Origin of the sequence: Sorangium sp. So ce385 (assembly GCF_051474135.1) — a bacterium.
Lineage (GTDB): Bacteria > Myxococcota_A > Polyangia > Polyangiales > Polyangiaceae > Sorangium > Sorangium cellulosum_D.
Window position 1 is genome coordinate 13,265,299 of record NZ_CP150337.1, and the last position, 13,133, is coordinate 13,278,431.

General features: G+C 74.7%; 5 protein-coding genes. 3 read left to right on the plus strand and 2 right to left on the minus strand.

All coding sequences use genetic code 11. The annotated features are described in order from the left end of the window. Window positions 1-2: 2 nt before the first annotated feature. The 3 genes from WME83_RS48530 (at window position 3) to WME83_RS48540 (ending at window position 10,523) form a co-directional block, all read left to right on the plus strand. Complete coding sequence (locus WME83_RS48530) at window positions 3-4,952, plus strand: FIST N-terminal domain-containing protein (RefSeq protein ID WP_437316506.1); 4,950 nt, start codon at window positions 3-5, stop codon at window positions 4,950-4,952. A gap of 67 nt (window positions 4,953-5,019) precedes the next feature. Beyond that, window positions 5,020-8,460: a protein kinase domain-containing protein gene (locus WME83_RS48535; protein ID WP_437316507.1), complete on the plus strand. Its 3,441-nt coding sequence runs from the start codon at window positions 5,020-5,022 to the stop codon at window positions 8,458-8,460. 203 nt (window positions 8,461-8,663) lie between these two features. After that, a complete protein-coding gene (locus WME83_RS48540) occupies window positions 8,664-10,523 on the plus strand; it encodes a protein kinase domain-containing protein (protein ID WP_437316508.1) in 1,860 nt (619 codons plus the stop codon). 534 nt (window positions 10,524-11,057) lie between these two features. Here the strand turns inward: WME83_RS48540 and WME83_RS48545 are convergent. After that, window positions 11,058-11,720 (minus strand): superoxide dismutase family protein, encoded by a 663-nt coding sequence (locus WME83_RS48545; RefSeq protein WP_437316509.1) that lies wholly within the window; start codon window positions 11,718-11,720, stop codon window positions 11,058-11,060. Window positions 11,721-11,951: 231 nt separating this feature from the next. Further along, window positions 11,952-12,968 (minus strand): hypothetical protein, encoded by a 1,017-nt coding sequence (locus tag WME83_RS48550; protein WP_437316510.1) that lies wholly within the window; start codon window positions 12,966-12,968, stop codon window positions 11,952-11,954. Window positions 12,969-13,133 lie beyond the last annotated feature (165 nt).

A 13,133-nucleotide genomic window follows, 5' to 3' on the forward strand; every position in this document is an offset into this window, starting at 1 on the left:
CCATGATCCTCGAGACGTTCCACTACGATCGGGACACCCAGAAGTGGTCGGTCCGGGTGCTGCCCGTGCTCGACAGCGACCGGACGCTGGTGCTTGTGTTCGGCGCGCCCGAGTTCCTCGATGACCCGGGGGCGATCCGCGAGCTGCGGCGTGCGTACCCGCGGTCGCACATGGTGGGGTGCTCGAGCGCGGGGGAGATCGCGGGCACGGCGGTGCGCGACGGCACGCTGTCGGTGGCGGTGGCGCGGTTCGAGCGCACGACGCTGTCGGCGGCGCAGGTGGAGGTGGCGAGCGCGTCGGAGTCGTTCGCGGCGGGGCAGGCGCTCGCGCGCAAGCTGGACCGGCCGGGGCTGCGCGGGGTGCTCGTGCTGTCGGAGGGGCTCGGGGTGAACGGCAGCCAGCTTGTGGCGGGGCTGAACGCGGTGCTGCCCGAGTCGGTGGTGGTGACCGGGGGGCTGTCGGGGGACGGGACGCGGTTTCAGCGGACGTGGGTGTGCGTCGGGGACACGGTGCGCAGCGGGCTGGTGGCGGCGGTGGGGCTGTACGGCGAGCACGTGGTGATCCAGCACGGGTCGAAGGGGGGATGGGACAAGTTCGGTCCGGAGCGGGTGGTGACGCGCTCGGCGGGGAACGTGCTGTACGAGGTCGACGGCAAGCCGGCGCTGTCGCTGTACAAGGAGTACCTCGGGGACAAGGCGGCGGAGCTGCCCGCGTCGGCGCTGCTGTTCCCGCTGGCGCTGCGAGCGACGGCGCGTGACGAGAAGTTCCTGGTCCGCACGGTGCTTGCGGTGGACCACGAGCAGCAGTCGATGACGTTCGCGGGGGATGTGCCGGAGGGCCACCTCGTGCAGCTGATGAAGGCGGACTTCGAGCGGCTGATCGGGGGCGCGGAGGATGCGGCGCGGGCGGCGAGCGAGGCGGCGGCGGCGGGCGAGGGGGCGCTGGCGATCGCGATCAGCTGCGTGGGGCGGCGGATCGTGCTGGGCGACCGGACCGAGGAGGAGGTCGAGGCGGTGCTGGACGTGCTGCCGCGGGGCACGCAGGTGACGGGGTTCTACTCGTACGGGGAGATCTCGCCCTACGCCTCCGGCCACTGCGACCTGCACAACCAGACCATGACCCTCACCGTCCTCTCCGAGTCCCTCACCCCGCTGCTCGTGCGGAGCGAGGGCCCGCGGGAGCGGAGGCCGCGCCCCGCGAAGGGGACGCCGGCCGTGGCGGCGCGCGTCGTGGCGCAGCCGGCCGGCGGGATGGCGGAGTTCGAGGAGATCGAGATCGCGTCCGACACGGGTTTCGACCCGCAGTCGCCGGCGTCGAGCGCGGCGCTCGGGATGCGGCTCGCGACGTTCTCGTTCTCACGCGCGACGGGCAAGTGGTCGGTGCGGGCGCTGCCCGCGCTCGACGGCGACCGGACGCTGGTGCTTGTGTTCGGCGCGCCCGAGTTCCTCGATGACCCGGGCGCGATCCGCGAGCTGCGGCGTGCGTACCCGCGGTCGCACATGGTGGGGTGCTCGAGCGCGGGGGAGATCGCGGGCACGGCGGTGCGCGACGGGACGCTGTCGGTGGCGGTGGCGCGGTTCGAGCGCACGACGCTGTCGGCGGCGCAGGTGGAGGTGGCGAGCGCGTCGGAGTCGTTCGCGGCGGGGCAGGCGCTCGCGCGCAAGCTGGACCGGCCGGGGCTGCGCGGGGTGCTCGTGCTGTCGGAGGGGCTCGGGGTGAACGGCAGCCAGCTTGTGGCGGGGCTGAACGCGGTGCTGCCCGAGTCGGTGGTGGTGACGGGCGGGCTGTCGGGGGACGGGACGCGGTTCCAGCGGACGTGGGTGTGCGTCGGGGACACGGTGCGCAGCGGGCTCGTGGCGGCGGTGGGGCTGTACGGCGAGCACGTGGTGATCCAGCACGGGTCGAAGGGGGGATGGGACAAGTTCGGGCCGGAGCGGGTGGTGACGCGCTCGGCGGGGAACGTGCTGTACGAGGTCGACGGCAAGCCGGCGCTGTCGCTGTACAAGGAGTACCTCGGGGACAAGGCGGCGGAGCTGCCCGCGTCGGCGCTGCTGTTTCCGCTGGCGCTGCGAGCGACGGCGCGTGACGAGAAGTTCCTGGTCCGCACGGTGCTTGCGGTGGACCACGAGCAGCAGTCGATGACGTTCGCGGGGGACGTGCCGGAGGGCCACCTCGTGCAGCTGATGAAGGCGGACTTCGAGCGGCTGATCGGGGGCGCGGAGGATGCGGCGCGGGCGGCGAGCGAGGCGGCGGCGGCGGGCGAGGGGGCGCTGGCGATCGCGATCAGCTGCGTGGGGCGGCGGATCGTGCTGGGCGACCGGACGGAGGAGGAGGTCGAGGCGGTGCTGGACGTGCTGCCGCGGGGCACGCAGGTGACGGGGTTCTACTCGTACGGGGAGATCTCGCCCTACGCCTCCGGCCACTGCGACCTGCACAACCAGACCATGACCCTCACCGTCCTCTCCGAGTCCCTCACCCCGGTGCCGCGGAGCCACGGCGCCGCGCCGGGGACGCTGCGCGCGGCGCGCGGCGACGGGGAGGAGGCGCGGCCGCTCGGCGACGCGGCGCGGCCGCTCGGCGAGGAGGCGCGGCCGCTCGGCGAGGAGGCGCGGCCGACCGTCCGCGTGCCGCCGAACGGCCAGCGGGCGGCGCGCCCGCGCATCCCCGGGCCGCCGTCGGGGCCGCTGCTCGCCGGGCCGCGCTCGGGGCCGCTGCTCGCCGGGCCGCGCTCGGGGCCGGTCTCGTCGGGGCGCCTGCCCACCACGGTGGACCGGCCGTCGCTCTCCTCCTGGTCGCAGCGCGCCGCGCCGGCGCGGATCGTTCCGCCCGCCGGCGCCGCCGGCCGCCTCGACGGCCTCGCGTTCGACCGGCGCAGGATCGGCGACGTCGTCGTCGTCCGGCTCGCCGGGCGCATGACCGAGTCGTTCAAGGGGGCGGCGCTCGCCCGGGAGCTCGACGGCAAGGTCCTGCTCGACCTCGCCGGCGTCGAGCGGATCACGTCGTTCGGCGTGCGCGAGTGGCTCCAGATGATCCAGGCGGCCCAGCCCCGCCTCCGCGCCCTCTACCTCGCGCGCTGCTCCGAGCCGGTCGTCAACCAGCTCAGCATGATCCGCAGGTTCGCCGGGAGCGGGCAGGTCGTCTCGTTCTACGCGCCCTACTGCTGCGAGTCGTGCGGCGCCCAGTTCGAGCGGCTCGTCGACTGCGTCCACGACGCGGCCTCGCTCGCCGAGGGCAAGGCCCCCGAGGCGGTGTGCCCGCGCTGCCGCGGCGCCGGCGCCTTCGACGACGACGCGGCGACCTACTTCGGGTTCGTCGCCCAGCACGGCGCCGGCGCCATCCCGCCGGAGGTGCGGGAGATCCTCCTCGAGCTCGAGAAGGGCGACGAGCCGGCCGCCGGCGACGCGGTGGAGAAGTCCGTCGAGGGGCGCGTCACGCGGGTCAAGGTGGGGAGCAAGCTGACCGCCTCGCTCCGCTGGAGCCGCATCATCGACGGCCTCGAGGGCCAGGTCGTCTTCGACCTGAGCAGCGCCCCCGGCGTCACCGCCGACGGCGCGGCGCGCTTCGAGTCGGCGCTCCGCAAGCTCGACGGCGCCGTCGAGGCGGTCCGCATCGAGGGCTGTCCCCGGCTGCTCGCCGAGCGCATGGCGAGCCCCTCGTGGCCCGAGCTCGCGCGGCTCGCCTCCGCGGTCGTCGAGGGCCGCTGCGCGTCCTGCGGCGCGGTCCGCGCCGCGCTCATCGAGGTCGACAAGCACGATGCCCTGCTCCGCGGCGGCCACGATCCGCGCGTCGCCTGCAAGCGCTGCAACACGCCGCTCGCCTTCGACGACGGCGCCCGCGCGCTGCTCTCGCTGCTCGGCGCCCGCGCGACGCGCCCGCCCTCGGCCCCGCCGCCGGCGGGCGCCCTGCCGCCGGCGAGCGCCTCGCCGCCGCCGGGCGCCCCGCCGCCGGCGAGCGCCTCGCCGCCGCGGTCGGCCTCCCCCGCGGCGGCGCAGCCCGGCGCGGGCGCCAGCGCGGCCTTCGTCGGGCTGCTCGCCGGGGTGGCGGTCGTGGCCGCCGGCTTCGCAATCTGGCGCATCGGCGCGCGCCCCGCCGAGGCGCCGCCGGCCCCGGCGCCCGCGGCCTCGGCAGCGCCCGCGGCCTCGGTACAGCCCGCGGCCCCGGCGGCGCCCGCGGCGGACGCGCGCGCGCCGGCGCCCTCGGCCAGCGCCCGGGCGCGGGCGGGCTGGTCGGCCATCGACGATCTCCCGCCCGCGTGGGTGGAGCGGCCGTTCGTCATCGAGGGCGACAGCGTCTTCGTCGTCGGCCGCGGCGGCCCCGCGGCCAGCGACGCGGACGCGCTCGCGGAGGCGCGCAGCAGCGCGATCGAGCGCCTCGCGTCCGGCCTCGCCGCCGAGCTCGCGAGCTCCCCCGTGGCCCACCTGCTCGCCGCGCACCCGCGCGAGGTCGACGAGGCCCGGCCGGAGCAGCGCGCGGAGGTCGTCGAGCGCGTCGCCCGTCGGTTCCTCGCCCAGGTCGGGTCGCTCGCCACGCCCGAGCGCGTCGACGCCGTGGTGCGGCGCGAGGGCGGACGCGTCCTCGCCTTCGCGCGCTACCGGCTGACGCGGCCGAGCTTCGAGGCGGCCGCGGCGAGCTACCGCCAGACGGCCACGTTCCAGGGGATCACCGTCGCGCGCTTCTTCCCGCTGCTCGAGGCGAGCGCGCGCACCTCCGGCGAGCTCGTCGTCGTCGCGGTGGAGCGCCCGCAGCGCGGCGCGGATCCGGGCATTGCCGCGGGGGACGTCGTCCTCTCGGTCGACGAGCGCCCGGTCCACTCGGTCGAGGCCTTCGGCAAGGCCGCGGCGGACGCGTGGGCGCGCACCCCGCCCGGTGGTACGATGGCCCTCCAGATCGAGTCGCGCGGTGAGCGCCGCAGCGTCAGCTTCGCGAAGCCCCACGCCGAAGGCCCTCGATGAGCACCCTGATCGCCCGCCGCGCTCCCTCCGAACCGACGGTGCCGGCCCGCACGGCGGAGGCGAGCGCATGACCGAGCGCCCCGCCGCGGGCCCCCTGAGCGCCGCGTCGCGCCGCCCTACCGCGCTCGGCAAGTACCGCCTGCTCAAGAAGATCGGCATGGGCGGGATGGCCGAGATCTGGGTGGCCTCCGTCGCGGGCATCTCGGGCGTGAGGAAGATCTGCGTCGTCAAGCGGATCCTCCCGCACCTCGCCGACAGCCCCGAGTTCGTGCGGATGTTCCTCGACGAGGCGCGCATCGCCGCCACCCTGGACCACCCCAACCTGGTCCAGATGTACGACATCGAGGAGGTCGACGGCGTGCCGGTGATCGCCATGGAGTACCTCCACGGCGAGGACCTCAGGACGATCAAGAAGTCGCTCCGCTCGGCGAACCGGCGGATGCCGGTCGAGCACGCGATCACCATCGCGGCCTCGGTCGCGGCCGGGCTCCACTACGCGCACGAGAAGGTCGGCTTCGACGGCAAGCCGCTCGACATCGTCCACCGCGACGTGTCCCCGCACAACGTGTTCGTCACGTACGACGGCGCCGTGAAGATCCTCGACTTCGGGATCGCGAAGGCGGCGAACCGCGTCAACGAGACGCGCGACGGCGCGCTCAAGGGCAAGGTCCCGTACATGTCGCCCGAGCAGTGCACGAGCGAGAAGCTCGATCGCCGGAGCGACATCTACTCGGTGGGCATCCTGCTCTACGAGATGTCGACGGGCAGCCGGCTGTTCCGGCGCGGCGCCACCGAGTTCGAGCTGATGCGGGCGATCGTCGAGGATCCGGTGATGCCGCCGAGCCAGGTGTGCGACGACTACCCGCCGGAGCTCGAGCGGATCGTGCTCAAGTGCCTGGAGCGGGACCGGGAGAAGCGGTACGCGACCGCGCGGGACCTCCAGATCGACCTCGAGGCGTTCGCCCGGGAGGAGCGGCTCGCCACCTCGTCGCTCGCGCTGTCGTCGTTCATGGCGGAGCTGTTCGGCCAGCGGGTCGAGGCGTGGCGGGGCGCGGTCGCCTCGGAGGCGGAGCTCCTGTCGCACATCGTCCAGAAGCAGGAGTCGACCCAGAGCGACGACTCGTCCGCGGGCGATCTCGACGTCGTGGGCGCTGCGCCGCAGGGCGCGCTCAGCACCCAGCGCCCCGGCGGGGTCGCGACGAAGCTGTCGGCGCCGCTCTTCTCATCAGCGTCGCGGATCGAGGCCGCGCACGACCCGGATCCGCCGCCGCCGCGCTCGAGGAGGCTCCCGTCGCTCGTGGACGCCGGCCCCGGGGCCGAGCCCGAGGGGGCGCACGGGCCCCGGGCCCTCACGGTGACCAAGCGCCGGCTGGGCAGCCTGCTCATCGTCTCGATGTCGGGGCGGATGACCGAGGAGCTCCATGGCCTCGCGGTCGCGCGGGGCATCGCTGGCCGCGTGCTCTTCGACCTGGGCGGGGTGCAGCGGGTCACGTCGTTCGGCGTGCGCGAGTGGATGGCGATGCTGGCCGAGGTGTCGCTGCACGCGCCCGAGATCTACGTCGGCCGCTGCACCGAGCCGATCGTGAACCAGGTCAGCATGATCCGCCGCTTCTTCGGCGACGGGCGCATCGTGTCGTTCTACGGCCCGTACCGGTGCGAGCGCTGCGGCGCCACGTTCGATCGGCTGTTCGACTGCGACCGGGACGCGCACCTCGTCAGGACGCACGATCCGCCCGTGAGCCCCTGCCCGCGCTGCGGCGGGGCGGCGGTGTTCGACGACGACGCCGAGAGCTACTTCGCGTTCGCGGCCGCGCACGCGGGGATCCAGCTGCCCGAGGACGTGCGGGCCGCGCTCGACGAGCTCGCGCGGCTCGACGCCGGGACCCACGAGGCGATCGAGAAGACCGTGGACGAGCGCGGGACGCGCATCCGCGTGCGCGGGAGGCTCGACGCGCACGTCCGGTGGAAGCGCGCGCTCGACGGGATCGAGGGGGATCTCGTCCTCGATCTCACGGCGGCGGCGGGGGTGACGCCCGAGGGGGCGCAGGCGCTCACGCTCTCGCTGCGCGCGCTGGGCGACGAGGTGACGTCGATCCAGATCGAGGGCTGTCCCGTCGCGTTGCTCGAGCACCTCGCCGCGGCGAGCCCCCCGCTCGGGGCGGCGGTGGTCTCGGCGCTCGTCGACGGCGCCTGCGAGCGGTGCAGCGCGCCCCGGCAGACGCTGCTCGACGTGCGGGAGGCGGCCCAGGCGGCGCTCGAGGACCGGGAGCCGTACATGCCGTGCAAGCGGTGCAACGCGCCGCTCTCGTTCGCGGCGCTCCTGCCGGTGCTGAAGCGGCTCGGCGGCGCGCTGGAGCCGGCGCGCGCGCCCTCCGGCGCGCCCGGGCCGGCCGCGACGAGGCGCTCCGCCGAGATGGCGCCGGCGGCGGGGGCGCCGACGGCGGCGGCGGGGGCGTCGGGAGCGCCGGTGGGGGCGCCGGCTTCCGGGGCAGCGGGGGCGCTGGCCGCGAAGGCGCCGGCCTCCGCGCCGGCGGCGAGGGCGCCGGCTTCCGGGGCGTCCGGGGCGCCAGCGTCGAGGGGGCCGGCGTCGGGCGTGTCCGGGGTACCGTCGTCGGAGGCGGCGACGGCGCGCCGGCGGGCGCGGTCTGCTGCCGCGGCCGGCGGTCCTGGGTCGCGCTGGGCGTTCGCGGCGGTCGGGGCGGCGGCGGCGCTGCTGGTCCTCAGCGTGGGCTACGCGTACCTGGGCTGGGGCCGCCCGCGCCCCGCCGCCGGCCCGGGCGCCGCGCCCGCGGCGAGCGCGAGGTGGCGCCCGGCGCCGTCGGCCGACGAGGTGCCTGCCTGGATGCAGCAGCCGTTCGCCGCCGAGGGCGACGCGATCTTCGTGGTCGGCGAGGGCGCCGGCGAGACCCGCGAGGCGGCGCTGTCGGTCGCGCGCGCCGACGCGATCTCCCGGCTCGCGAGCAACGTCGTGCCCGCGCTCGCGGGGTCGCAGGCGTACGCCTTCCTCGAGGCGCGCGGCGGCGGCGCGCGGCGGCCCGGCATGGCGGAGGCCGAGGCGAACCGCTACCTGAAGCAGGTCGGCGCGTTCGCCACCCCCGAGCGCGTCGACGCGCGCTTCCAGGAGCGCGACGGGGCCGTGATGGCGGTGGCGCGCTACCGCATGCGCAAGGAGAGCTTCGACGCGGCGGTGCAGAGCTACCGGCGCACGGCGAGCGCCTTCGGCCTGACCGCGGCGCCCGTCTTCCCCCTGCTCGAAGGCGAGCTGAAGACGAGCGGCGACGCCGTCGTCGTGGCCGTGGACGAGCGCAGCCCCGCCCAAACCGCGGGCGTCCGCGTCGGCGACGTGGTGGTCGCCGTCAACGGCCGTCCGCTCGCCAACTTTGATGCGTTGCGTTATTCGCTGTCGAGCCTGCCGGAGGGCGCCGCGGTCGAGCTCACGGTCGAGTCGGGCGGCGCGCGGCGGACGATCGCGATCAAGACGGCGAGCGGGGCGCGCAAGGGCGGCTGAGCCGGCCATTGCGACGAGCGCCGCAATGGCGGCGCGGCGAATACGGCGGCGGCGCGGGAGTGAATCGTCGGCGCCCCGCGGCGGCGGTGTCGCTCTATGGCGTCGCTGAATTTGAGGCTGTCGGCCCATCGGTCGCCGCGCCGCGGATCGACTGCGGTATGCTGGGCACTGCGGCGCGGTGCTCTCGGTCGGAGGCTTCGGACATGCGCGGCCTGGAAGAGATCCAAGGGCTGGAGATCGGGGCGCTGATCGCCGGCAAGTACCGCGTGGATCGCCTGCTGGACAAGGGCGCGATGGGCGCGGTGATCGCCGCGACCCACATGGATCTCGGCGAGCTCCGGGCGATCAAGCTGCTGCTCCCGGCCACCGCGGCCGATCCCGAGATGTGCGAGCGTTTCCTCCGGGAGGCGCGGATCGCGGCGCGGCTGAAGAGCGAGCATGCGGTCAAGGTGCACGACGTCGGGCGGCTTCCGAGCGGGCTGCCCTTCATGGTGATGGAGTTCCTCGACGGCCGTGATCTCCGGGTCATCCGCAAGAAGCGGGGCCCGCTGCCGGTCGAGGAGGCGACGCTCTACGTGATCCAGGCCTGCGACGCGCTCGCGGAGGCGCACGCGCTGGGGCTCGTGCACCGCGACGTGAAGCCGGCCAACCTCTTCTTGACGCACACCCGCGAGGGCGCGCCGTGCATCAAGGTGCTCGACTTCGGGATCTCCAAGGTCTCGGAGGCGGCGTCGCTGGGGGTCTCCGAGATGCGGACGAGCACGGGTCAGATGCTCGGGACGCCGCACTACATGCCTCCGGAGCAGATGCGCGGGCAGCGCGACGTCGACGCGCGCGCGGACATCTGGGCGGTGGGGTCGCTGCTGTATGTCCTGCTCACGGGCCGGTATCCGATGCACGCCCGCTCGGTGCAGACGGTCTCGCTGGTGCTCGGCGGCAAGTTCGTGCCGCCGCTGCCGTCGCAGGTCCGCCGCGGGCTCACGCCGGAGATCGATCCGATCATCATGCGGTGCCTCGAGCGGGATCGCGACCGGCGCTGGCCCGATCTGGCGGAGCTCACGCTGGCGCTCCGCCCGTTCGCGCCGCCCGCGGCCGAGCCGCTCGTCGAGCGCATCCAGCGCGTCCTCCGCGGGGGCCTGCGCGACTCGACGTCGGGCGCGCGCGCCGGCGTGGACGGCGGGGGCGAGGGGGAGCGCGGCTCGAGCTCGGCGGCCACGGGCTCCGGTCCGCCTTCGGGCGGCGCGGCGTGCGCGCGGCCCGCGGGGGGGCTGCCTGCGCCGGTCCCGCCCCCGTCGGCGCCTGGGGACGAGGTCGATCCGGTGGAGCAGAGCGAGGTCGCCACCTTGCCGGATACGCCGCGCGCGCGGGCGGAGGCGGCGCAGGCGGCGGAGGGCGAGGCGGCGCTGGCGGCGGGGGGCGAGGCGGCGCTGGCGGCGGGAGGCGAGGCCGCGGGGGGCGAGGCGGCGGGCGAGGCGGCCCCGGCGGCGGGCGATGCGGCCCCGGTGACCGCCGCGTCGTGCGCGCAGGCGGCCGACCCCATGGCGCCAAGCGAGGCGGTCACCGTTCCGGCCCTGACGCGGGTCGATGTCGACGAGGACGTCGAGATGGCGCTCGCCGACGCGAGCTGGCGCGACAGGGACTCCTCGGCGACCTGGGAGCGGCGGTTGCGCTCGCCCTCCCGGGCGAGCTTCGTCGTGGCGGCGCTGGCGGCGGTGATTGTCGCCGCGCTGCTCGTGAGCGGCGCTCAGCCCGGGGAGCCGCCGCCGGGTCCTCGCGCTTCCGGTGCGACGCCCGCGGTCGCCCCTGCGCACGAGGCGCGCGGCGCCGCTGCTGCGGGTCAGGCCCTCCCGTCCGCCGTGGCGTCCTCGGCGCCCCTGCCACCTCCGTCCGGGCCGGTGGCGGACCTCCAGCGCGAGGCGCTCCGGGATCCGATCGGGCGCATGCCTCGCGAACCCTCCGGGCGCACCGCGGCGGTGCCGGGGCTTCCCGCGAGCCGGAGCCTTCCGGTTCCGGCGTCGTCCCCGCGGAAACAGGGGATACCGGTCAGCGCTCCTCCTCGATGACGCGGGAGAGGGCGACTCCCGTGCTGCTGGGAGGCGCTCTCGAGGCGCGGGGGATGAGCCGCCAAGAGCGGTGAGAGAGAAAGAGGAAAGGACCAGAGCGGTTTCAGCTGGGGCTGATGCGCCGTCTTCCGTCCCTCGTCCCTCGTCTCCCGTCTCCCGTCTCCCGTCTCCCGTCTCCCGTCTCCCGTCTCCCGTCTCCCGTCTCCCGTCTCCCGTCTCCCGTCTTCCCTCTTCCGTGCGCGTGCGCGTGCGCGTGCGCGATTTCCCGGAGCCAGCGCGCACGCGCACGCGCACGCGCACGAAGGACGAGCACGAAGACGGGAGAGGGGAGAGGGAAGACGGGAGAGGGAAGACGGGAGAGGGAAGACGGGAGAGGGAAGACGGGGGAGGTCTGCATGACGCCCGATCGAAAACCGCTCTAGCGCACCAAACCCCCAGAGAGAAACGGCATACCGGCAGTCCTCCCGACGTCCTTGGCGCCTCCGCTTCGGGCGAAGAGGACTCAACGCATCCTGAGCGCGCCGCGGCGGCCGCTCACTTGCTCTGCCCGATGACGCCGCAACCGATGCGCCCACCCGCGTTCCCGGCAGGCTGGCTGCCATCGTCCTGCTTCTCGTGGACGATGATGGCGCGCCCGAGGAAGGAGTTCGGCGCGCCCTGCTTGAGGTTCGCCCCCTTGGCGACGATCTCGTGGGTCCCGGTCCCGTCGGCCTTGACCTCGATGTTGCCGAGATCGCCGAGGTGGCGCGCCGCGCCGTCAGGCAGGCCGTGCGGGTGGTTCTCGGGGTTGTAGTGCGCGCCCGCGCTCTTCGCGTCCGGCGCGCTGCAATCGCCGGTCTCGTGCACGTGCACGGCGATCTTGCCCTTCGGCGCGCCCGAGACCTGGACGGCGACCTTCACGCCGCCCTCGACCTCGGTGAAGGTCGCGGAGCCCTTCAGCTTCGACTTGCTCCGCGCCTCGATGGGCACCTCCACGGTCACAGGCGCCGCGGGCGCAGGCGCCGCGCTGCCGCCCTCCGGGGCGGCCGCGGCCTCGGGGGCCGCCGGCTCGGGCGCAGGCGCCGGGGTCGTCTCCGGCGCGGGCTGCGGCTGGGCGGGCACGTCGGGGACCGCAGGGGCCGGCTCGGGCGAGCCGCCGCAAGCGGCAGCGACCAGGACGAACGAGGCGAGCAGCGAGAGACGATGGGCCGGTTTCATCACAGCGGAGACCTCCAGGTTCGTGAGGCGTTGGACCTCCGCCGTCTCGTAGGCCGGACCCGACGAGCGATCAACCGGCGAGCCCAACAATCGTCCGCCGCCGCCGGCGCCCTGGCCCCGCGTAGACCCGAGGACTCAGGGCCCGCCCGACGCCGGCCCCGGCCCCCGAAATGAACGAGGCGCGGAGTCCACCTCCGCGCCTCCGGCGAGCTCAGCGGCGCGAGCTCGAGATCACTTCTCGGCCGGGCAGCCGATGGGCGCGGTGCCGATCACGACGTCATCGATCCACATCGCGCGGGGCGCGTCGGACTGGTACGACTCCCAGCCGAAGCCGATGCTGGTGAACTCCGGCGCGGTCCACTCGTAGTTCGCGATGTCGTTGGCGCAGCCCTGGCCGGTCCCGGACATCGTGAGCTCGGGGATCTCCGTGCCGTCCAACGAGAAGCGCATCTCGTTGTTCGGCCCGTCGAACGTGAACTCGACGCACGTCCACTTGCCCACCGGGACCACCTTCCCCTCGGCGTGGTGCCAGCAATCCGTCTTCGGCCCGGTCGGAGGAGTGGTCCACTGCCCGGGCGTATCGTAGTTCGCCATGAGCTGGTTGCCGCCCTCGATCGCATACTGGCCGCCGTAGCGGTACACCGCCGTGTAGGGCATCCCCTCGAAATCCTTCCCCGGAACGGTGCCCGCGCCATCGATGATGGTCCAGTGCACGTCCGTGTCAGGCGCGGACTCGAGGAAGAACATCATGCGTCCATGGATGACGTTCCCATCGACGGGCAGGGCCGCCGCGTCCTTGAACTGGATCATCGCGGACTTGTAGTTGTCCTGCCCCGAGCTCTCGGGCGTGCTCACCTTGACGGACTTGGTGCCGCTGTACGCCATCGCCGTGTCGACGGTCACCGCGGACCCCGTCATGGCCTTGTAAACCGTCCACTTGCCGCTCGGCTCGCCCTGGGCCTCGTACGACTCGAAGTCGTCGCAGATCAGCGCCCCGTCGGCACAGGCCGAGTCGCTGCCGCCCTCGCCGCCCGCGCCGCCGGTGCCCGTGGTGGCGCCGCCGGTGCCCGTACCGCCGCCGGCCGTGCCGGTGCCGCCGCCGCCCGTGCCTGTAGCGCCGCCGCCCGTGCCGGTGCCGGTCGAGGTCGTCGCCGTCGTCCCGTCGCCATCGTCATCCGAGCACGCGCCTGCGCCCACTCCAGACGTCACGAGCAGGCCCAGCAAGATAATGCCATGTCGAAGCTTCATGTCGGTTCTGTCCTCCGCGGCGACTATTGCACGAGCGCCTCGCGTGGTTCAAGACCGAACGTTTTTTGCAGATCTGGCAGATCGACCGATCCACGGGCTCGATCCCGCGCGGCCCCGCGGGCGCGGTGACGCCCGAAACACCCTTCTCGTACCGGCCTTTGCGCG

Excerpts from the sequence above, each read along its gene's own strand:
- WME83_RS48540 (WP_437316508.1), top strand. The coding sequence starts at position 8,664 with ATGCGCGGCCTGGAAGAGATCCAAGGGCTGGAGATCGGGGCGCTGATC.
- WME83_RS48535 (WP_437316507.1), top strand. The coding sequence starts at position 5,020 with ATGACCGAGCGCCCCGCCGCGGGCCCCCTGAGCGCCGCGTCGCGCCGC.
- WME83_RS48545 (WP_437316509.1), bottom strand. The coding sequence starts at position 11,720 with ATGAAACCGGCCCATCGTCTCTCGCTGCTCGCCTCGTTCGTCCTGGTC.
- WME83_RS48530 (WP_437316506.1), top strand. The coding sequence starts at position 3 with ATGATCCTCGAGACGTTCCACTACGATCGGGACACCCAGAAGTGGTCG.
- WME83_RS48550 (WP_437316510.1), bottom strand. The coding sequence starts at position 12,968 with ATGAAGCTTCGACATGGCATTATCTTGCTGGGCCTGCTCGTGACGTCT.